Source organism: Providencia sp. Je.9.19 (assembly GCF_051129765.1).
Lineage (GTDB): Bacteria > Pseudomonadota > Gammaproteobacteria > Enterobacterales > Enterobacteriaceae > Providencia.
In genome coordinates, this window is the sequence record NZ_JBCPSS010000007.1 from 1 (window position 1) to 22222 (window position 22222).

The 22222-nt window shown below is 37.3% G+C and carries 20 protein-coding genes and 1 rRNA gene; 14 read left to right on the forward strand and 7 right to left on the reverse strand.

Features of this window, described 5'->3' with window-relative positions; all coding sequences use genetic code 11:
* Positions 1–113 (forward strand): 5S ribosomal RNA (rrf, locus tag AAZR93_RS18455); the annotation flags it as partial.
* A 599-nt stretch (positions 114–712) separates the two neighbouring features.
* Here rrf and idi read toward each other — a convergent pair.
* From idi to AAZR93_RS18475, 4 genes are all read right to left on the reverse strand, one after another.
* Positions 713–1228: an isopentenyl-diphosphate Delta-isomerase gene (gene idi, locus AAZR93_RS18460; RefSeq protein WP_434720688.1), complete on the reverse strand. Its 516-nt coding sequence runs from the start codon at positions 1226–1228 to the stop codon at positions 713–715.
* A gap of 176 nt (positions 1229–1404) precedes the next feature.
* The gene (gene narL / locus AAZR93_RS18465; protein ID WP_336430876.1) at positions 1405–2061 is read right to left on the reverse strand and encodes a two-component system response regulator NarL; all 657 of its coding nucleotides are present in this window, start codon (positions 2059–2061) and stop codon (positions 1405–1407) included.
* A 21-nt stretch (positions 2062–2082) separates the two neighbouring features.
* Positions 2083–3861 carry a nitrate/nitrite two-component system sensor histidine kinase NarX gene (gene narX, locus AAZR93_RS18470; protein ID WP_434720689.1) on the reverse strand — a complete coding sequence of 593 codons (1779 nt, stop codon included), beginning with the start codon at positions 3859–3861 and terminating at the stop codon, positions 2083–2085.
* A gap of 525 nt (positions 3862–4386) precedes the next feature.
* Positions 4387–5301, reverse strand: coding sequence for a DUF808 domain-containing protein (locus AAZR93_RS18475; protein ID WP_336430877.1), 915 nt, complete (start codon positions 5299–5301; stop codon positions 4387–4389).
* A gap of 303 nt (positions 5302–5604) precedes the next feature.
* On the opposite strand from AAZR93_RS18475, the gene AAZR93_RS18480 reads away from it, so the two are divergent.
* Positions 5605–6591: a glycosyltransferase gene (locus AAZR93_RS18480; protein WP_434720690.1), complete on the forward strand. Its 987-nt coding sequence runs from the start codon at positions 5605–5607 to the stop codon at positions 6589–6591.
* Positions 6592–6640: 49 nt separating this feature from the next.
* Here the strand turns inward: AAZR93_RS18480 and AAZR93_RS18485 are convergent, their stop codons facing one another.
* Positions 6641–7585 carry a nucleoside hydrolase gene (locus AAZR93_RS18485; protein WP_434720691.1) on the reverse strand — a complete coding sequence of 315 codons (945 nt, stop codon included), beginning with the start codon at positions 7583–7585 and terminating at the stop codon, positions 6641–6643.
* Between the two features lie 277 nt (positions 7586–7862).
* Here AAZR93_RS18485 and AAZR93_RS18490 point away from each other — a divergent pair, with 277 nt between their 5' ends.
* From AAZR93_RS18490 to AAZR93_RS18510, 5 genes are all read left to right on the forward strand, one after another.
* Entirely contained in the window at positions 7863–8612 is a 750-nt protein-coding gene (locus tag AAZR93_RS18490) for a helix-turn-helix transcriptional regulator (RefSeq protein ID WP_434720692.1), read from the forward strand.
* A gap of 309 nt (positions 8613–8921) precedes the next feature.
* Positions 8922–10223 carry an NAD(P)/FAD-dependent oxidoreductase gene (locus AAZR93_RS18495; protein ID WP_434720693.1) on the forward strand — a complete coding sequence of 434 codons (1302 nt, stop codon included), beginning with the start codon at positions 8922–8924 and terminating at the stop codon, positions 10221–10223.
* Between the two features lie 61 nt (positions 10224–10284).
* On the forward strand, positions 10285–10653 hold the full coding sequence (locus AAZR93_RS18500; protein WP_294108118.1) for a cupin domain-containing protein: 369 nt from the start codon (positions 10285–10287) through the stop codon (positions 10651–10653).
* Positions 10654–10681: 28 nt separating this feature from the next.
* Positions 10682–12175, forward strand: coding sequence for an aldehyde dehydrogenase family protein (locus AAZR93_RS18505; protein WP_434720694.1), 1494 nt, complete (start codon positions 10682–10684; stop codon positions 12173–12175).
* Positions 12176–12338: 163 nt separating this feature from the next.
* Positions 12339–13082, forward strand: a complete 744-nt coding sequence (locus tag AAZR93_RS18510; RefSeq protein WP_434720695.1) for an SDR family oxidoreductase — start codon at positions 12339–12341, stop codon at positions 13080–13082.
* A gap of 5 nt (positions 13083–13087) precedes the next feature.
* On the opposite strand, the gene AAZR93_RS18515 is transcribed toward AAZR93_RS18510, so the two are convergent.
* Positions 13088–13756 carry a LuxR C-terminal-related transcriptional regulator gene (locus AAZR93_RS18515; protein ID WP_434720696.1) on the reverse strand — a complete coding sequence of 223 codons (669 nt, stop codon included), beginning with the start codon at positions 13754–13756 and terminating at the stop codon, positions 13088–13090.
* A 400-nt stretch (positions 13757–14156) separates the two neighbouring features.
* Between AAZR93_RS18515 and AAZR93_RS18520 the strand changes: the two genes are divergently transcribed.
* From AAZR93_RS18520 to AAZR93_RS18535, 4 genes are all read left to right on the forward strand, one after another.
* Positions 14157–15650: an APC family permease gene (locus tag AAZR93_RS18520; protein ID WP_434720697.1), complete on the forward strand. Its 1494-nt coding sequence runs from the start codon at positions 14157–14159 to the stop codon at positions 15648–15650.
* The gene (locus AAZR93_RS18525; protein ID WP_434720698.1) at positions 15625–16251 is read left to right on the forward strand and encodes a DUF3156 family protein; all 627 of its coding nucleotides are present in this window, start codon (positions 15625–15627) and stop codon (positions 16249–16251) included. Before AAZR93_RS18520 ends, AAZR93_RS18525 begins: the two co-directional genes overlap by 26 nt.
* Positions 16252–16445: 194 nt before the next feature.
* Positions 16446–17885 (forward strand): alkaline phosphatase, encoded by a 1440-nt coding sequence (phoA, locus tag AAZR93_RS18530; protein ID WP_294108126.1) that lies wholly within the window; start codon positions 16446–16448, stop codon positions 17883–17885.
* 242 nt (positions 17886–18127) lie between these two features.
* Positions 18128–18391 (forward strand): DUF1435 family protein, encoded by a 264-nt coding sequence (locus tag AAZR93_RS18535; protein WP_434720699.1) that lies wholly within the window; start codon positions 18128–18130, stop codon positions 18389–18391.
* 366 nt (positions 18392–18757) lie between these two features.
* On the opposite strand, the gene rsmC is transcribed toward AAZR93_RS18535, so the two are convergent.
* The gene (gene rsmC, locus AAZR93_RS18540; protein ID WP_434720700.1) at positions 18758–19771 is read right to left on the reverse strand and encodes a 16S rRNA (guanine(1207)-N(2))-methyltransferase RsmC; all 1014 of its coding nucleotides are present in this window, start codon (positions 19769–19771) and stop codon (positions 18758–18760) included.
* Between the two features lie 134 nt (positions 19772–19905).
* Here rsmC and AAZR93_RS18545 point away from each other — a divergent pair, with 134 nt between their 5' ends.
* From AAZR93_RS18545 to AAZR93_RS18555, 3 genes are all read left to right on the forward strand, one after another.
* Positions 19906–20316, forward strand: coding sequence for a DNA polymerase III subunit psi (locus AAZR93_RS18545; protein ID WP_336430882.1), 411 nt, complete (start codon positions 19906–19908; stop codon positions 20314–20316).
* Positions 20285–20767: a ribosomal protein S18-alanine N-acetyltransferase gene (gene rimI / locus AAZR93_RS18550; protein ID WP_336430883.1), complete on the forward strand. Its 483-nt coding sequence runs from the start codon at positions 20285–20287 to the stop codon at positions 20765–20767. Before AAZR93_RS18545 ends, rimI begins: the two co-directional genes overlap by 32 nt.
* 332 nt (positions 20768–21099) lie before the next feature.
* Complete coding sequence (locus AAZR93_RS18555; protein WP_434720701.1) at positions 21100–22164, forward strand: tartrate dehydrogenase; 1065 nt, start codon at positions 21100–21102, stop codon at positions 22162–22164.
* Positions 22165–22222 lie beyond the last annotated feature (58 nt).

Genomic DNA, 22222 nt, shown 5'->3' on the forward strand with positions numbered 1-22222 from the left:
GGCGGCAATAGCGCGGTGGTCCCACCTGACCCCATGCCGAACTCAGTAGTGAAACGCCGTAGCGCCGATGGTAGTGTGGGGTCTCCCCATGTGAGAGTAGGGAACTGCCAGACATTAATTAAGCCGAGAAGCCACCCATTGGGTGGCTTTTTTGCGTTTGGGGGTTTGGTAACCCGATGCGAAAATGTTGAATCGCGGACAAACCGCAATGACAGTCAAGCCTTCGCTGAGGGAGAGTCGATTGCTGTTTAAACATTGACAATGACTCCATCAAAATGCACAGGTAAAACTGAGCCGTTTGACCCTCAGAATAAATCGGTTAAACCTTCAGTGTGAAACGGTTAAGGCTCAGAGCTACCCAAATAATGGTAAGTAGCTGGCAAAAAATGATTTGCAGGCAGTAATTTGAACCGATAACCTTTAACTTTCGATACGGGGGAAGTTCATGTGGATGGATTGTCCCGATGAATAAACTTGTTCGATATAAGATGGCGAGTAATAGCGCACTTATTAGTGTGAAAAAATAGTAGGCTTATCTTAATGATGGGGAGTAGAAATATTAGTTAGATTTATATTATAGTTGCATTAATTATATGAATCTACTTGTAGATATAAAGTCGTAAGCAATAGCTTAATTATTAATTGGGATACTTAATCTTATTTAATAATTTATGTATTATTATTTTAATTAAGATCGTGCTAAAACAATTACCTAACTAAATTTTAATAAAGGGTACTTCTCTAATATTTTCTTTAGCCAAGGCGTAAATTGTTCCGAACTAGTATTAACCTCATGATTTAATTGATGAATATTTATCCAGCGAGTTGCTACAACTTCATCTGCGTTAGGTTCAAAATCCGCATCATAATAACCGATAAAAAGATGGTCATATTCATGTTCAATAAGACCACCACTGACTTTAGCATGATAGATCAATGAGCCAACATGGTTTAGCTCAGTTGTGAAGCCTAGCTCTTCTTGAAGTCTTCTTTGCGCAGCTTTTAATGTATCTTCGTTTGGTTTTGGATGGCTACAACAAGAATTGGCCCATTGTCCTGCGGAGTGATATTTATGAAAAGCACGTTGCTGAATTAATAACTCACCATTTTTATTAAATATAAAGACTGAAAAAGCTCGATGTAATTTTCCTAATTGATGTGCGAGTAATTTTTCCATGGTACCAATAGGAACATCATTTTTAGTAACAAGTATTAAATCATCTTCCATAGTCAATTATTCTCATTGTATTATTCTCGAATGAAGATTCTATTATAATTAAAAAAAATAAATTTGTAGAATTGAGCTATTAACGTGCTTTAATTCTAATTTATGATTTTTGTTAATTAATGAGATAGAGATCATAGCTATATAATTTGATGGTATAGCTATGATATTCGCTAAACTCATTTTTGTTGTAATACCCACACGGCAGCTTCAACTCTTGATTTTAAGTTTAGTTTCTTGAGCAGATGCTTTACATGTACTTTCACTGTACTTTCTGCGATATCTAATTTACGAGCAATCATTTTATTAGATAGTCCATGAGAAATAAGTTCTAAAATATCAGATTCTCTTGGTGTTAATGCACTGATATTACTATCATCTGTAGCCTGATTATCTCTTAAAGATTCTGCTAGTACGGATGTCAATGTTGGGCTAACAACCATTTTACCACTTGCGGCTTCTTTAAGCGCAATAATTAATTCTTCAGGTTCCATATCTTTAAGTAAATAACCATCAGCACCTCTTTTTAAGGCGTTGACGAGATCATCACCATAATTTGAGACAGTAAATAGAATGATCCGACCTGACAGTTCTCGTTTTCTTAGTTCATCAAGTGTTTCAAAGCCATTCATTCCTGGCATATTAAGATCAAGTAGGATTAAGTCAGGATCTTGTTCTTCAGCTATTTGTATACCTGTTTTTCCATCGCCTGCTTCCCCAATCACCAGCAAAGAAGGCTCTAAGCTTATCAGTTGTTTTACACCACTTCTAAGCATAGGATGATCATCAATGAGTAAAATTGTTGATTTTTCGTTCATTATATTCGTATTTTCCATCAAAGAATTGCTCCAGTAAATTTAAGCCTCAGATAAAGGGAAAGTCACCTTAACTTCAGTGCCTCCAAGTTCTCTCGGGGTTACATAACACTGTCCATTAAGGGTTAGGGCTCTTTCTCTCATAATAATTAAGCCATAATGATTAAGTTTGTCGGGAGATGAGTCAATTCCTGCGCCATCATCATTTATTGTTATCGTCACAATACCTGCATTTTGACTTAAAGAAACATCAGCCCAGTTTGCATTTGCATGCTTCAAGATATTGCTGAGAGCCTCTCGGATTATTTGTATTATATGTATTGATTGGTGCGGTGATATACTTTTTGCAGGGATATCATAGTTTAATTTTATATTAAACTTCATTCTTTCGCTGAATTCATTGATAGTGCTTTCAAGAGACGGTAATAACCCTGGCTCAGTAAGTTTTAGCCTAAATGTAGTTAATAATTCACGAAGCTGGCTATACGCAGTATTAATTTCTTGGCGCATCTCACTGAGTAATTGTTGAGGCTTTTCTGGTAAAGGTTCTGGTTGTAATTGTAGATAGCTAATTTGCATTTTTAAGCATGATAACGATTGGGCTATAGAATCATGTAGCTCTCTTGCGATAGCGGAACGCTCATCCATGATAAGTAATTGTTGTTGTTGTTCTATTTGATGCTCCATAGCTAACATGCCCGAGATTTGCTTAACTAACATTAAGACCAAATTATTTTGTTCATCAGAAAGTATTTGGGTTTTTTCTATTTCTCCCGTAATTACACCATAGCGGTGGATGTTATCTGATAGCTCCCATTGTAATGTTTTAGGATAAGTAATAATTTCACGTACACGAAAAGGATTTTTCTCAGCGTCAATAAACTTAGTGGATTCATCATCTAACCCAGTGGAAGTACAGCATATTTCATGGAAATATTCTTCATTGCTATCTTCATATAACCGTAAACTCAGATTTTTTAAAATAGTAATATTTTCGAGTTCGATAAGTACTTTTTGTAATCTTAAATATAGCGGTTCAGATGAGTGAAGCATTTGGTTTGATTGATATAGGTATGATAAAACTCGATTTTTTGTTATCAAATCAGCGGTTTTTTCGGCAACACGCGCTTCAAGCTGATGGTAGCTTTGAGCTAGCTCATCAGACATTTGATTAAGAGTTTCTCCTAATGCATTTAATTCATCTTGTCGATTATTTTTTGGATAACGTTGGCTAAAATCTTTTTGTCTAATGGCGTTGACCATCGTTAGCAACGTCATCCATGGATAATAAATTTTTCGTCTGAGGTGCCACATTGTACCCATTAGCAATAAGAAAACTAAGCTAATAAAAATTAACTGTGTCATCGCAACATAAGCAATTTTTTTCTCAGTTTTTTCATCAATATTATGGACTAGCTCATCAAGCTTATTTACGAATGAAATAACCTCATACCTCGCATCGTTTGCAGCGGATGCTTGCATTAGGGCGGGCCGCAGTTTTTTTAGCCAAAATTCATGTAATTCATTAAATTGAGGTGTTAAATTTTCAATTTTTACGACTTGAGTGAGCTCAGGGCTAAGTAAATCACTTTCTAGGTCATTAAGATATTTTTGATTTTGACTATTAAGAGGGACAAGGGATAGTAGTCTATAGCTTTGCATACGTAAGGACCCCGACTTATTTATTGCGTGCGCATTGCCTTGTACACTAATTATCATGCGGTTTGAGATGGTCATTCCAATGATCCCAAGGATCGCAATTAATAGCATTAATCCGATAACTTGGTTGATAATTGAAAATCGACGATACAGTGTCGGCATTTTTTTTCCTTCAAAACAAATCAGGTGATTATTCTTTTTGTCTATCTTACCTACATTGTTAATAAACTAGACTAAATTAAATATACTACTTTAGTATTAATTAAGAGTATTTAATTGTTATCAAAGTGACATGATTTTAGAATTAAATCACATTCAAATACTCTCTTATATGTTGATATTTATACTGTTATATTGTGACGTAACTAGCTAATATTACTATGGTTACGAGTGTTTTAATGTGAAATTAATGTGAACAACTTTTGATTTAGATCACTTTGATCACCAGTAAATTAGCAAAAGCAGTCAACAATTAATGAAAATGAAATAAGAAGGATGAATTATAGGGCGAGATTAACGAATGGCACTTATGTTTATCGGTGAAATAGCTATCGTTATATATTGTTTATTATAGCGAAAGTTATTCACTGATATTTTATTCTTCTTCGAAAATTAAAAGCTAAACGATAAACACACCCTACATTAAATTAAATGGGGTGTGTTATGTATTTTATTTTTTACTTTCAATCAGCGTTTGATTCGCTTGATAATTGTCATGAGCGAAACAATAAATAGCCCTACAATTAGGCCAAAAACTAAATTTATTAATGACGGTAAGATAAATTGCATCGTATTACCAATGATTGGTGTAAGAGTTGATAGTAGTGCAAGTTCCTCAATCCATTCATAAATATAATGAATGCCATGGGTAAGTATACCACCACCGACCATAAACATAGCCGCAGTTCCTACGATAGAAAGCGTTTTCATCAGGTAAGGGGTAATATAAATGAGTCCATTACCAAATTTAATTAGTAATTTTGTTGTTTTTTTCTGTAAATAAAACCCTAAGTCATCTAATTTTACGATACCTGCGACTAAACCATAAACCCCGATGGTCATTACAATGGCGATTATAGATAACACGGCAACTTGGTTGATAAAGGTGGTTGAAGAAACTATGCCTAATGTAATTGCAATAATCTCTGCGGATAAAACGAAATCGGTTCGAACTGCTCCTTTGATTTTGCGACTTTCAAATTCAGCTAATTCTTCCGGAGATAAGGTGCTGTTTTGGGATATCTGTGAATGATTTTTTTCATTAGGGTGAAGGTACTTATGAGCGAGTTTTTCAGCGCCTTCAAAACAAAGATATGCCCCCCCAATCATAAGAAGAGGGGTTATTGCCCAAGGCATAAATGCGCTAATTAATAATGCGAGTGGCACCAAAATGAGTTTATTGATGAAAGAACCTTTAGCTACTGCCCACACGACAGGAAGTTCTCTATCTGCACGCACACCAGTGACTTGCTGAGCATTGAGTGCCAAGTCATCACCGAGAACACCAGAGGTTTTTTTTGCCGCCATTTTTGTCATGACAGAAACATCATCTAAAACTGCTGCAATATCATCGAGTAAGGCGAGTAAACTACTTCCAGCCACAGAGGTATCCTTTATTATTTATTTAATAAGTATTTAATATTAATTAGGTTAAATAATCGATAATTAGTTCACTGCCATTTGAACTAAATATTGCATTAAAAAAGCCATAACCTGTAATGATAGTCATATCCGCTAGATTATGATTTTTTTATGAAGATGGAACCAATATGAATTCTTCTTTTCTAATTAATTAGTTTTAATCAGTTATACTGTTAAAGTAGCGTGTTTTTAATCAATAATTAATGCTAAGTAGTCTTGTATTTAAGTAATTTTCATCAGTTGATTTATTTATAGGGTTAATAAATGTCTTCTCAACCAGTCTTGAGCATCGTTGTTGCAGTTTACAATGGCGAAAAATTTCTACCCCATTTTTTTGATAGCTTAATCGCTCAAAAATTAGAAAATTGGGAACTCATTGTTGTTAATGATGGTTCTAATGATAACAGTGAAGATGTCATACGACAGTATGAAGATAAATTCAGTAATATGAAAATATTATCTCAGGAAAATCAAGGCGTTTCCGTCGCTCGCAATACAGGTATGGTTGAGGCTGCGGGGAAATATATAACATTCCCTGATATTGATGATGAAATTAATCCTAAAATGTATGGGCGCCTGTTAGAGATTGCACTCGCGAGCGATTTAGATGTTGCGACTTGTAATGGGACATATATTTATACGAATGGTGATGCACCAAAAGCGATTTTTCCGCCAAATAAACTGCCCTCAACTGGTGTAATCAGTGGACCTGAATGGTTAGAGCGTGGGTTAAACTCTCGTAAGTTTTTGCATGTGACTTGGTTGAATATCTATCGCCTTGATTTGTTGCGTGAGCACAATTTTTACTTTGAACCTAAATTACATCATCAAGATATCCCTTGGACCACCGAGCTTTTATTAGTTTCTAAACGCGTTCAGTTTATTAATGAGCAATACTACAGTTATTTAATCCATAACCAGTCAGTCTCTCATTCGCTCAATGGCGATGAAAGATCTGTGCGTAAGATAAATACTTATCTGAAAATCATTGATATGTTGCTAGCTATTTATAAGCGATATCCAGAGCAAGTGAAACAAGCACCAGCTTGTTTATGGCAGGTGGGTAAAGAAGGTTTAGGTATCACTCAGGCACTGTTAGCTATTCAATCACCTCAAATTCAAAAAGAGATGGTGCAAATATTTTTTGATAAAGGTTATTGGGATATTGTTTGGCAACATGCTACGACGATAAAGCTCAAATGGCGTTTGATTAGACGTTACTCTAAATTGAAAGCAATATTAAAAAACTAAAAATTAGCCTATCATTATGGCGTTATAACATATTGATAGGCCGTCTAATTTACTTGTCTAAGTATTTAAGTGCGTCGATGAACATCGCCCAGAGTTGTTGATTATCGAGTTTTGTTGCCACTTGTGTATGGCAATTTGCTGCTGGTGTGGCACGAAAATCAGTGACTGTCATGCCTGTAGTTAATGTGCCTTGTAACTCAATATTTACCGGCGCTATACGAGTTTCTATGAGTGACGGGTTAATCACATAAGCAACAGCGCAGGGGTCGTGTACTGGCGCGTGGTCACTGTAACCATTACGTTTACGATAGCCTTCAGTGTAATAATTCAGCGATTCAATCACAAATTGGCTAATGGGTGTTTTCAGGTTGGCAATATCAGTCATGATTTGATCGTTGGGTTTGGCTTGATGTGTTAAATCTAAACCAATCATCGTGATAGGCCATTTTTCATTGAAAACAATATGTGCCGCTTCTGGATCAATTGCGATATTGAATTCGGCAACTGCAGATTGATTCCCCGTATGATAACCGCCTCCCATCAATACCACTTCTTTAACTAATTCGACAATTTCTGGGGCTTTACGAACGGCAAGGGCAATATTCGTTAGTCCACCTATAGGTACCAGAGTGACTGTTTTGGGTGGGTGTGCCTTAAGCGTATCAATGATGAGATCAACAGCATGGCGCTTATCAAGAGGTATTGTAGGCTCTGGGAGGTGAGTCCCATCAAGACCACTAATACCATGAACTTCTGCGGCATTTTGAATCGCGCGAACTAATGGTCGTGGACAACCTGCGGCAATTGGTATTTGTTTAGCTCCAACCAGTTCAAGAATTGCTTGTGCGTTGTGCGTCACTTTTTCTAAGGTTTGATTGCCAACTACCGTTGTAATGGCGAGTAGCTCAACAGTTGGGGTTCCTAATGCTAATAAAATTGCCATAGCATCATCATGGCCTGGGTCGCAGTCTAAAATGATTTTATGCAAAGACATGACATCTCCTTGTATAGAAATAATAATATTTGTTAACTATCAGAATAGATTAAGAAATAGCGAACGTCTTTCCTGTGACTTGCATCTTGTTTAATCATTATCATCTAAATACTTGGTAACAAAATGTTAATACTTTAGGATGATACTGTGATTTGATTAACATATTAATAACAATAGGTTTGAGCTTATTTGGAAAATATGTTTTTTATATTCTTTAGACTGAAATGAATAATTCGCCTGTAGCTTATTTTTAATAAATTAATGAAATGGAGGCAGAATGGAAAATTATCTGAATAAATTACCCAATGTGATTGATTCTGTTGCAACAAACCAATTTTATCCTAATTTATTATCATGGTTATCTTGCTTTATCAAATTTGATAATGCGATTATTTATTCTTTTGAAAAGGGAACTCCTCCTCGTTTTCTTTCTAAAATTGAACGGCACAATAGTGATAGTGTGAATCGTATTTATCAGCGAGGCGCTTATTTGATGGACCCTTTTTATCAAGAAATTCAAAAAGGTGGCGATTCAAAGGTATTAACATTGAATGAACTAGCACCTAAAGGTTTTTATCATACCGATTACTATCTTAATTTTTATCGTAAAACGGGGTGGCGTGATGAAGCCGGTTTATTACTTGAGATTTCTACCGACAAACAATTAGGTATTTTTTTTGGTAATGAGGAGCAGCCTTTTTTCTCTGATAAGCATGATGGCTCTGCTTCATTAAAAGAGACTTTTGATATTATTCGCAGTATGGCTCGCTTGCATAAAGATGTTTCACCCAATGCGGTTTCTAGCTATTACCGTTATAACGATATGCAAACGCGATTTGGGTTAACACCTAGAGAATGTGAAATTGTTGAGCTCATTCTTGAAGGTAAGGGCTCTCCTTTGATAGCTGAATTACTTTTTATTAGCTTAGGGACAGTAAAAAATCATCGTAAAAATATTTATCAAAAGTTAGATATTAATTCTCAAGTTGAATTATTTAGTTTATTTATGAATCGGGCTGAGCAATAACGTAAAAAATCACTGATACTGCTATTGATTATAAATCAATTTATTACAGTAAATCCTTTCTTTATCCTCCTCATATATCTGTAGTCAATTTATTATTACTTTTGTTAATTATTAATATAAAAACAATTTATAACTAATTGATTTAAATCTGAATTTTATTTGATTTCTGCTATTTTATTTACAATGAAATATTGTGCTATGTCACAAATGTTAATGATATGTTTAGAATATCCCTAAAGGGCTATGTAAATGTTAACTAAAGGTTAAGATAATTAAGATTAAAGCAAGAGACTAAATAAGGTGTTCGTTATGAATAACCAAATAGAATCATTAACTTATTATGCGGCTACAAAAAAATATGATCTTCGCTTTCCAACGCTGAAAGAAGATCTTGATGTTGATGTTGTTATTATTGGTGGTGGTTTTTCGGGTATTAATACGGCACTTGAATTGTGTGAAAAAGGTATTACCAATATTGCAATTTTAGAAGGTCGACATCTTGGCTACGGCGGTACTGGACGTAATGGTGGGCAAGTGATGGCTGGTATCGGTCATGACCTAGATGCAATAAAAAAGCATGTGGGTTCAGAGGGTTTAGAAACTATTTTTAAACTCAGCAATATGGGCGCAGGGATCATGCGAGAGCGTATTGCAAAGTACAATATTGATGCCGATTTTTGCCATGGCTACGCCTATTTAGGTAGTAATCAGCGCCAAGAAAAAACTTTACGCAGTTGGCTTGCTGATTTCAAAGCTGTTGCACCAGATGAAGAAATTGAATTTTATACAGGAAGCGATCTCAAACAAATTATCGGTTCTGATGCTTATACTTGTGGGATTAAGCATATGGGCGGTGGCCACGTTCACTCATTGAATTTGCTATTAGGTGAAGCAAAGGCGGTGACGGAATATGGGGCTAAAATTTTTGAAAATAGCCAAGTATTGAACGTTGAGTATGGTAATACGGTCACGGTTCGTACAGCAATGGGCTCCGTTCGTGCGAAAAAAATGCTTTGGGCTTGTGATTCATTTCTTAATGGTCTTGAACCGACTCTTTATCCAAAAACAATTAATACCTATGCTTATCAATTAATGACAGAGCAATTATCTGATGAACTAATTGAGCGGATTAGCCCAATTCGTGGTGCTTATAGTGATATTCGTCCTGTTATTGATTACTACCGTGTTACTAAAGAAAACAGGCTACTATTTGGTAGTTCAACGCATTTCCTTGAATATATTCCTTCAGATTTAAAGGCTTGGAATCGTCACTTGATGTTAAAAATTTTCCCTTACTTAAAGGATGTGAAAATTGAATTAGCATGGGGTGGACCAATGGCTTGCAGTGCAAATTTATTTCCTCAGATTGGTTCAATACCTACACATAACAATGTGTTTTATGTGCAAGGTTATTCAGGGTTTGGGGTGACGCCTAGTCAAATTGTTTGCAAAGTACTTGCTGAAGGAATGGTCGAAGGATCGCATCGTTATGACTTAATGAGCTCGATTCCTCATGCCAATATTATGGGTAAGGATAGCCTGCGTAATGTCATTGTATCGATGGCTAAAATATTGCATCAAACATCAGGTTATTGGCAAGGTCGCCGTTAACCTATTGCTTTTTAATGTATTTTATAAACACATCATTTAATCGATTAAAAAGGTGAAAATCATGATCAATCCATTATTGTTAAACCAACCACTTCCTGAGCTGTTAAATATTGGCAGCGTGACTAATTTAGGATCTGTGGTTGTCGAAGGCGATCCTCAAGCAAGTGTTGCGATGATCCATGGTGAACCTACTGATAACTTGAGTTGTGGTATTTTTGCTTGTACCAAAGGTAAATTTAAAATGGTTTATCCATTTGATGAAATGGCAACGGTACATGAAGGTTCGGTGAAATTAACGGATGTTAAAACAGGCGTTACTGTGGAATACCATAAAGGCGATTCTTGGTTTGCTGCTAAAGGCACGGAAGTCTTGTGGGAAATTAACGCTGAACGTTTTGTTAAACACTACCTAGCCTGCGTAAATGCCTAATTAATTTATATCAAGTGGAGTGAAAACGATGAGCGAGTTAACCCTATTACCGAAAGTAAGTGAATTTCTAAAGCGTCAACATGGACATTTTATCGACGGTTTACCTATTGAGGGCAAGGGGACTGCTTTTTTTGATGTCGTTAATCCCGCCACTGAACAGGTTATTGCAACCGTAAAAGAAGCAACGTTAACGGAAGTGGATGCGGCAATGAAAGCTGCGCACGTTGCGCTTAAAGGGATTTGGGCAACGACAACGCCAATGGAGCGAGGTAATTGCCTAAATCGCCTAGCCGATTTGTTGGATGCTAATTTAGAAGAGTTGGCTCAGTTAGAAACCCTTTGTTCAGGGAAAACCATTCAGCTTTCTCGTTTTTTAGAAGTTGGTTCAGCTGCTCAATTTTTGCGTTATTTTGCAGGGTGGGCGACAAAAATCAGCGGTGAGACACTCAATGTGTCCTTGCCATCATTTAATGGTGAAAAATATTCTGCGTTTACGCAGCGTGAGCCAGTTGGTGTCGTTGCAGGGATCATTCCTTGGAACTTCTCCATTATGATTTCCATCTGGAAACTTGCTGCGGCCTTAACTTGTGGTTGTACGATTGTTTTAAAGCCGAGTGAGTATACGCCATTAACTATGCTGAGAGTCGTTGAATTAGCGAAAGAGGCCGGTATTCCTGATGGTGTGATTAATATTATTAATGGTGGTGGCCGAGAAGTGGGACCTGCATTAATCAATCATCCATTATGTTCGAAAGTGACATTTACGGGCTCTGTACCAACAGGACTTGCCGTTGGCCGAACGGCAATGGAAGGCAAACTAACCCGTGTTACACTTGAGTTGGGTGGAAAAAATGGTGCGGCCTTCTTAGCTGATTTACCCGTTGAAAAAATAGTTAATGGCATCATAGAAGCGGGCTATTTAAATCAAGGTCAAATTTGTGCCGCGGCAGAACGGTTTTATATTCCCGCTAAATTAATTGATGAAGTACTTGGGCTATTAAAAGCGCGTTTATCGATGATGAAAATTGGCTCTCCGCTTGATGAAACAACAGAAATGGGACCGTTAGCCAATAAAGCTCATTATGAAAAAATCTTGGGGTTATTTGAAAAGGCTCGCCAAGATGGCAGTGAAATTATTTATGGTGGTGAGGCTATTGCTGGTGCAGGTTATTTTGTTCCGCCTACTATTATTCGTGCAAATAGCCCTAATGATGTATTAATGAAAGAAGAAACCTTTGGCCCGGTGGGGACATTTTTAAGTTATGACGACGAAGACGAATTAATTGAACTGATGAATAGTACTCCATTTGGTTTAGCGGCAAGTGTTTGGACTAACGATTTAAGCAAAGCAATGCGTATGATTTCACGTATTGAAGCTGGTACGGTATGGGTAAATATGCACACGTTTCTTGATCCTGCGGTTCCGTTTGGCGGTGTTAAATCATCTGGGATAGGGCGTGAATTTGGTAGTGCCTTTATTGAACATTACACTGAATTGAAATCTGTCATGGTGCGCTACTAGTCTTAATTTCTTTATTTATTGATTAACTATTTCCCGACATTACTGTCGGGATTTTTGTTTTTGAGAATTTTTTGCCTGCTATATGTTTGTGTCGCACTATGATAAATATTAGCGTGTTATTAATTTTTTAGTTTATTAAATTAAAATATAGGTAAGTGGCAAAATGAAAAAAGTATTAATTACTGGTGGAAGTCGAGGTATTGGTCGTGCTACGGCTTTACAGCTTGCTAACTTAGGTATGCATGTTTTGATTAATTATAAAAACAATGATCAGGCAGCGCAGTCTGTTGTCAATGAAATACAGCGTTTGGGAGGGGTGGCTAGTGCATTGAAGGGTAATATAGCGAATGAAAGTGAGGTTGTTGAATTATTTAATGTCATTAAAGAGCAGTATGGAGAATTAGATTATCTCGTTAATAATGCAGGAATTTTGTTTAATCAGTGTCGTACCGAGAATTTAACAGCTGAGCGAATTAATTTAGTCCTCACAACTAATGTGACAGGGCTTTTAATTTGTTGTCGTGAATTCATTAAAAATGCTCAATATTTTGATCGTTATAAAGGGAAAGCAATCGTGAATGTCTCTTCCGCGGCTGCTCGTCTTGGTGCAGCAGGAGAATATATTGATTATGCAGCCTCAAAAGGTGCGGTTGATACGATAACTAAAGGGTTATCACTTGAGTTAGCCCAGTTAGGGATTCGAGTTAACGGGGTTCGGCCGGGCTATATTTATACACAAATGCATGCTGATGGCGGGGAAGCTACAAGAGTTGAACGTGTAGCGGAACAATTACCGCTTAAAAGAGGTGGGCAGCCTAATGAAATAGCTGAAATAATTACGTGGTTATTAAGTGATGCGTCATCTTACGTGACAGGTTCTATTATCGATGCAGCAGGCGGTCGTTAACTTACCTAAAATGAATTATCTTGATGAATGATAAAGCCTGATGAGACTAATTCTGTGCGATTAGAGACGTTAGCCTTGGCGAAGATATTCCTTAAGTGAGTTTTCACGGTAGAAAGCGATACACCGAGCAATAATGCGATGCGCTTGTTGCTAGCACCTTCTCGAACTAAGTGAATAATTTCTTGCTCTTTTGGGGTATAAGAAACTAAAGAGTCAGGTAATACATCAAAAGTCATCAATTCGGCAACGGGGAGGATAGCATTCAATCTCATCACTTCTTGCTGTGTAAACGGGCAATCTCTTAATACTGAAATTCCTGCGATGATTTTATTTTTTCGTCGAATGAAAATTTCTGCCATATCCGTTAAGTTGTTTGGTTGCATGAAATCATGAAAAAAGGCCTGATTTTGTTGTTTCATTTCAGGGTCCATTCTTACCAAGCGTAGATCGTCACCTCGAAAATTATCCGGATGCAATGGATCCAGCTGATGAAAGTATTTTAAATAATCCTGATGCATACGAGGCGGGATACCATAAAGCACATGATTATTTGGTTGCCAGTGTTCATTAACAAGATAATAAACTGACGCTGAAATTGGAATAATATGCGCAATGGTATTTAAGCAACAGTCGATCAATGTTTTTTGATGATGGCTAAATGGGATTGAAATCATTATATGCCCTTGGGTATCGTCATATCACTATCATGCCGTGAATAATTGTTAACATAAAATAAACATGTTAATAACGTGAGCTCGATTACACAATTTGAAACTGGTTATTTTACAGAAAAACCTGTTTCTCTGCGATTAGGTATATTTTGCGGATTATTTATTAATATATTAATGATATGATTGTTTGTTATTTATTGATATCTAATTAATTATTTGTTTTTTGGAATATGTGGTAGGTACTTTTTGCATTGAATTAATAGCTAGTCCCCTCTCTCTGGGTATCGTTCTTTAGGACGATAGCGACATGTTTGTGCTTATTTCTATAGTGAGTAATTAATTACTGTATTTTTACAATTAATTTACAACTGTTGCGGTGTTCTGAAAAAGAGAGGGATACAAAATGAATTTATCCTCAAAACTATCATCACATATTGAAAAAGGTAAAGTTGGCTTTCCCACTACATTGGCGAGTTCTGTGGGAGTCATCATGGCCAGCCCTGTTATTTTAACCGTTACCAGTGGTTTTGGGATTGGGGGCGACACCTTTGCTTTAGCCGTATTATTGAGTTTTATTATGATGCAAGCTCAGTTAACGACATTTTCCGAAGCTGCTGCAATTTTACCAACTTCAGGCTCAGTGTATGACTATATCTCATGTGGTATGGGGCGATTTTGGGCAATCACTGGGGCGTTGTCTGCTTATCTCATCGTGCATGTTTTTGCTGGAACGGCAGAAACTATTCTTTCAGGTATTATGGCACTGGTGAATTTTGAGAGCCTTAATACAGTATTGGAAACCAATAATTCGTCTTGGATGGTTGGTGTTGGGTTAGTGATTGCATTTGGGCTGTTAAATGCTTTTGGTATTGAAGCGTTTGGTAAAGTGGAAGTGGTACTGACCTTTGCGATGTGGAGTACCTTGGTTATTTTCAGTCTTTGTGGATTACTGATGCCATTTCATGTTTCTGTGGATGGCTGGTTTGGGCAAGAATTGAATATTTCCGACCCATCTCTCGTATTAAGTTTTATCGGTATGGCGATGTTCATGTTTGTGGGGTGTGAGCTAGTCACTCCGATGGCACCCGAAATTAAAAATTCAGCGAAAGTGATCCCACGAGCGATGACGATAGGATTATTTGGTGTAGCGACCTGTATGTTTTTATTTGGTGCTGCGTTAACCAATCAAGTCGAAAATGTCATTGTAGATCCTCAAAGTCACACGAGTTTGTTGGAGACACCGATGGCGATACCTGCATTTGCAGGGCAAGTGATGGGCGACTTTGGTAAATATTGGATAGGTATTGCATTATTATTAGCTGGCGGTGCGACGATCAATACGTTAATGGCTGCTGTGCCTCGTATTTTATATGGTATGGCACTTGATGGGGCATTGCCGCGTATCTTTGCTTATTTACATCCACGTTTTAAAACACCTGTATTTGGTATTTTAGTGGCAGTGCTGATTCCTTGTTTACATGCATTTGCAATTCAAGGGGATTTGGATCGTATCATTCCTCTTGTTTTAGCGGCGGTTTGTTCTTGGGGAACGGCCTACTTATTGGTAACTATCTCTATTGTGCTATTACGTATTCGACGCCCTGACTTACACCGTGCATACCGTTCACCCTTCTTTCCATTACCACAAATTATTTCCAGTGTAGGGATTATCATTGCCATTATTTATATCACGCCACCGGGTATGAATAAGTCGGATGTTTATGTGCCTTTTGCGATTATGTTAGGGCTGACAGCGAGTTATGCATTGATTTGGACGGTTTTTGTACAAAAAGTGAATCCATTTAAACCCGTTGATGTTGAATTAGTGCTTTCAAATTCGTTTTCTGATGAAGAATTAGAGGGGGTACAACTTGAACCATTACGCAATCTCGCCTAAATATTCATTTTGGCAAAAAATAGGTTTATTGGGTAAGAAACGTCTACCAATAGGTTATCAAGCAGGTTTAACCTTAAATAAGGTAGAACGAGATGTTTCATCTTACCAATGTGAATTTGCATTGGGAGGGGGAGCGCTAGCGGTGCTTCTCATTAAACCACAAGACGAACTGATTATCGAAGTGACTGAGCGTGTCAAAACATTATTTATGGCTTTTATTGTTTATAGTCATTTTACGGTCTCTGGGGCTTGTGATAATACGATTGAAGCGCGTATTAATGTTAAGACGACCGGAAGTATGCGTAAGAAATCGATACGCTATGTTTCCAACCAGGTTGATGGATTAGCGATTATTGATTTACTAAATGAATATCCCATTATTCAACAGACGCTTGAAGAATTGGATTTTAATTATTGCCATATTGAACTTAAAGATGGTTTTTGGCGTTGTGTGATAGAGCCTTTCACCGCCTCTGAAATGGTGAGTCGAATACCGGCAACGCGTCGGTATTTACGATTAACTCAACAGCAACGTCATCGCTTACTCAGTGCATTACAGCTTGTTAGTCAATTGATGAGAAAAAGATTCCCAACATATTGAATTTAATGTCAAATAATATCGTGAAGCTGAATTTTCACTTTTATGACAATCACCTTCATGATTATCATTTTTATAATAATTATATTTTTATCGACATAAAAGCGTCATCCAACTGTCATTTGGTTCCTTTAGGATGCTTGTCATTATTCGAAGCAGTTACTTCTTTATCTTCTTTTATTGGCAAGGAAACAGTTATGACAGGTAATTTTATGAAATCTATTTTGGCCGTCACTGTAAGTGCATTGATTTTAGGTAGTGTTATTCCTGCGGTTGCTGCCGAAAAAAATGATGCAGTTTCTGAAAACCGCGCAGCACAAGGTGATATCACAAAGTTTGGTGGCGCTCGACGCCTTGCAACAGAACAAACTGACATCATGAAAGCGGCACTTCATAACGGACAAGCAAAAAATGTTATTTTGTTTATTGGTGATGGAATGGGCGACTCAGAAATTACTGTCGCACGCAATTATGCAGAGGGCGCGAGTGGTTTCTTTAAAGGAATCGATGCGTTACCTATTACAGGCCAATATACGCATTATGCGTTAGATAAAAAAACGCAAAAACCTGATTATGTTACCGATTCTGCTGCCTCTGCTACATCATGGTCTTCTGGTGTTAAAACCTATAACGGTGCATTAGGCATTGATGTTTTTGGTAAAGATCACGAAACTTTAATTGAGATTGCTAAGCGCCACGGTAAAGCAACAGGTAACGTGACAACATCTGAAATTCAAGATGCTACACCAGCGGCGCAGTTTTCTCATGTGTCAGGCCGCAAATGTTATGGACCAGAAGAAACAACTGAGAAATGCGCCACGAATGCGTTAGAAAATGGTGGTCGTGGTTCTATCTCTGAACAGTTATTAGTGACACGTGCTGATGTAACTTTAGGCGGCGGTGCTAAAAGTTTTACACAGCAAGCTAAAGCTGGTGATTACAAAGGTAAAACGCTAGAACAGCAAGCTGTCGAGCGTGGATATAACATTGTTCGTGATGCGAAATCGTTGGACGCTATCAAAGAAGCTAACCAAAACAAACCTGTTTTAGGTTTATTTCATGACGGCAATATGACTGTAGCTTGGGAAGGTCCAAAGGCGATTTATCAAGGCAACTTGAAAAATGAACCGTTGGAATGTAAACCAAATCCAAAATTAAACCCTGATGCACCTACATTGGCACAAATGACTGAAAAAGCGATCAATTTGTTAGAAGTCAATCCAAATGGTTTCTTCTTACAAGTAGAAAGTGCCTCTATCGATAAGCAAGATCATAAAGCGAATCCATGTGGTCAAATCGGTGAAACGGTTGCCCTTGATCAAGCTGTACAAGTAGGCTTAGATTTCGCTAAGAAACACGGTGATACATTGGTTATCGTTACAGCTGACCATTCACATTCAAGCCAAATTATTCCTGAAGGAACGAAATCAACAGGTTTGACTCAAGCGCTAATCACTAAAGATGGTTCGGTGATGGTGGTGAACTACGGTAACTCTGAAGAAGATGATTCACAGGAACACACTGGTGCTCAATTGCGTGTTGCTGCATATGGTCCACATGCTGCTAACGTGATGGGTCTAACTGACCAAACAGATTTATTCTTTACCATGCGCGATGCGATGGGATTGAAACAGTAATACCAACCCTGTAGTACATATAGTACAAATTCTCCGTGACAGGATGTTACGGAGAATTTTTTATTTATGGTTTATTTATAATTTATATAAGTCACCAGTACTTCTTCCTTCTAGTTGTTGGTGTTTTTTTATTGGACACTTTAGCTGCAAATTGAGTGAAATTATTTCAAAAAATTAAGATTGAATTTTGCTAAAAACGAGATATGATTGATAATCATTATCATTTAATAGGTTGAATCGCTATGCCAACTACTCTCTCAAAAGCAACTGGTTTAAGGCGTATAGGCGCAGGTATATGGGGTGTTTTCGCCGTAATATTGTTGAGCATTGCATATTTGCTCAGCAGCATCGGGTTAGAAAACCTAAAAATCGTAATGATAGTGATGATGGTTGCAACTGCGGGAATGCTATTTAATCGTGGTTCTCGACGATTACTGATTATTCCTGCTGTTATTTCATTACTGTGCTTTTTAATTGCTTTTGTCTTACAGAGCTCAGCACCCTAGTACATAAACAAAGAGAATTAGGTATTAGAAAGAATATTAGAAATCAAGAATGAATTATCCAATTTTAATGTTAAGAGCTGTATATCGGTAAGAATATATTGGTGCAAAATAGAAACTTGAATTATAGGGTTCTTGCTCACTAGAGTTTGTAGCTTATTGAATCCGTTGTTTTATAACCCTTCAATGATATGTAGTTAAAAACATACTGTTTATTAGTAATCAAATGTCTACAACTTATTTATAAACAAATAAAATGGTATATAAGTATTGCTGTTTACTTATCTCGATGTATTTATCGTAAAAATAATGGCCAGCGTATAAAGCTGACCACTTAAGTATTTAATGATAATTAAAAATGTGTATTGATTAGCGCTTGGTTGATTGGTAAACCTTGAATTTACCTGTTTTAGCTAGTAGTTCATGACCGCCAAAGGCTTTATCTAATAGTTCAGGGTAGGGTAAGAAAGCATTAGCTACAATACGGAAACGACCACCTTTTTTTAGGTACTTAGGTGCTTGTAAGATCATCGCTTCTACCGCGCTATAGCTCGTATTCAAACCATCATGGAAAGGTGGGTTTGACAATATCCAATCAAATTTATCATCGATATCAGAATACACATCACTGGCGAGCACTTTACCGGTGAGTTTATTTGCTTCAAGAGTTGCAATTGAAGAGGCGATAGCGGATGCACTCACATCACTTAGGGTTAGCGTAACATCTGGGTTTTGTGTCCCAATTACGGCGGCTAATACGCCATTACCACAGGCAATATCGAGTATATTACCGCTCATTGGGTTAGTTAGAGTCGAGAGCAGTAAATCACTACCAATATCGAGTTCCTCATGACTAAATACACCTGGAAGAGCATGAATTTTGACGTTATCAATTTGATAACCGCGCCACCAGCGCTTAATATCAAAAGTAGTCGGCTGTTCTAATTCACCATGATATAGACCACAGCGCCGGGCAGAGTCAATTTTTTGCAGTGTTGAGATGCCTTCCATGATGGATTCAGCACTTTTAACGCCACTCCGGTTTTCACCGACGACAAAAATTTGGCTACCAGCAGCAAGATGCGTACAAAGGTCATCTAATTGAAAACATGCTTCTTGCTTATTTTTTGGCCAGTAATAGATTAAGGTATCACAAGGCTGGATAAATTCTGCGGGAGTTGTTGCAGAAAAAAGTGCATTATCACCGATTAACGGCTGTAAATTTTTCCAGCGATGGTACTGGTTAGTGAGAACACGTACACTTGCGGCTTCAAGAATAGCGGCAAATTCATCCTGAATGTCACCAGCCAAAATGACATGACGATCGGTAAAATGTTCGAGATGGCGTTGTAAAACTTCGCTGGCAGGTGTCAGTAATGACATATTCTGTCAATCTCCTAAAATGATAAATAATTCACGCTACCTTACCAGAAAATAGAGAAATAGCATTGCTCTGTTGGCGCTATTAATCCCCTTTGATAAGATGTGGTTGTTAATAAATAGCGACTGGAAGAAAAATGACACGACGCGACAAGCTTTTAGAGCAAATGGGGATCACTCAATGGGTGGTGAGAAATCCGACTGTGCTTCGCGGTGAACGTGGTGTAAGGATACCAGAATCGACTAAGCTTATTATTATTACTGATGAGAACCTTGATTTAAATAGCCGTTTGCTAAAAGATATTTTTTTGACAATGAATGTCTCTTCGGCAGATGTGGTTTGTATTAATTCAGAGCAGCTAAACTTAATTCCAACACCAATAACAATTCCTTGTTGGACACTCGGTAGTGAAGCTCAGCCTGAAGGTTCAAAAATCACGTTTATTTCACCTGTTTTGTCTGAGTTGATGGTAAGTCGTGACGCTAAACAGGCACTATGGAAGCAAATTTATCAAAATGATGAAAATTTCAACACTAAAACAATCTGATCTTGCGACAGCCTTCTTAATTGAGAAACTAAGCCATGATTTCCCCTGGACTGAGCGTGTTTTTTATGGGAACCAAGGAGAAAAGTATCATAATCTTAAAATTTCCATTAATAATCAAATTGTTGGTTATGCGATAACTCAATATGTTCTAGATGAGGCAACACTATTTAATATTGCTATTCATCCTGATTATCAAGGCAAGGGTTATGGTCGTTTGTTACTTGAGAAGCTCATTAGCGACCTAATTGCAAAGGGTATTCTTACGCTATGGTTAGAAGTTAGAGAGTCTAATGCCTCTGCTTTGCATCTGTATGATAAACTTGGTTTTCATCAAGCTACTGTGCGTAAAGACTATTATCCTGCGAAAAAAGGTCGTGAAGATGCGTTAGTTTTAGCATTGACCTTGTTTGAGGATAACTTATTTAAAGACAACGAATTTACAGATAAATAGTTTAAATATCCGCTATTGATTAATTCCTTTTTTTAAACATGAAACCATGGTGAACTGTGAACGATGCAGTGTCGTGGTTTTTATTACTTATTGATTTATCTTTGTATTTAATATGTATTTATTTCAAAAATGCTATTTAATAACTCATTCAAATTTACATGATGTCAATGTATCTAGAGATTATTTTCAATAAAAACTGCGTAAATTAGCGCTGTTTCTAATACTTCTAAAATAAACAGCATAAACGTCAGAGATTTGATGCCAATTAGGTAAAACGCGGATAAGCTGGTCTGAATGTAGCTAAATATATTCATCTATCCGAGGTTTTTTCTATGACACAGTTCAATATAGCCGTGATTCCTGGCGATGGAATTGGTACTGAAGTTATTCCTGAAGGATTAAGAGTTTTAGAGGCCGCAGCGCGTAAACATAATATAAAACTTAATTTTACGCACTTTGATTGGTCATGTGAAACTTACCATCGTACAGGACGCATGATGCCTGAAGATGGCTTAGAACAATTGAAAAAATTTGATGCTATTTTTCTTGGTGCTGTCGGATTTCCTGGTGTGCCTGATCATATTTCTTTATGGGGTTTGTTACTGCCGATTCGTCGCGCTTTCAACCAGTATGTTAACTTGCGTCCTGTGCGTTTATTTGAAGGAATAAAATCACCTTTAGCTGATAAAAAACCGGGTGATATTGATTTTTATGTCGTGCGCGAAAATGTGGAAGGGGAATATTCAGCAATTGGTGGCATTCAATATGAAGGTACTGAAGATGAAATGGTTTGTCAGCAAAGTATTTTTACTCGCAAAGGCACAGACCGCATTTTAAAATATGCCTTTGAGTTAGCGCGTTCTCGCGACAAAAAACATGTAAGCTCGGCGACAAAATCGAATGGTTTATTCCACTCAATGCCATATTGGGATAGCCGAGTGGCCGAGATAGCGAAACAATACAGTGATGTGAAAGTTGATCAATTCCATATTGATATTTTCGCGGCAAATCTAGTCAGAATGCCTGAGTATTATGATGTAATTGTTGGGTCTAATTTATTTGGTGATATTTTGTCTGATTTAGGACCTGCTTGTACTGGCACTATTGCTATTGCACCTTCTGCTAATATTAACCCTGAAAAGCAATTTCCATCGATGTTTGAACCCGTTCATGGCTCAGCGCCTGATATCGCAGGTCAAAATATTGCTAATCCAATCGGTACTATTTGGGCCGCAGCCATGATGATGCAGGATTTGGGCTGTCCACAAGTACATGACACTATTATGGCAGCGGTTGAAACTGCCATTAAAGAACGCCGTAATTTAACTCGTGATATGGGCGGAAATGCAAGTACTCAGGCTCTGGGTGAAGAAATTGCTCAGTTGATATTGGCTTGATTCTTTTGATCGCGAATTAAAAATTAGAATCAAGTTACGCTGAATCTAGATATTGTTT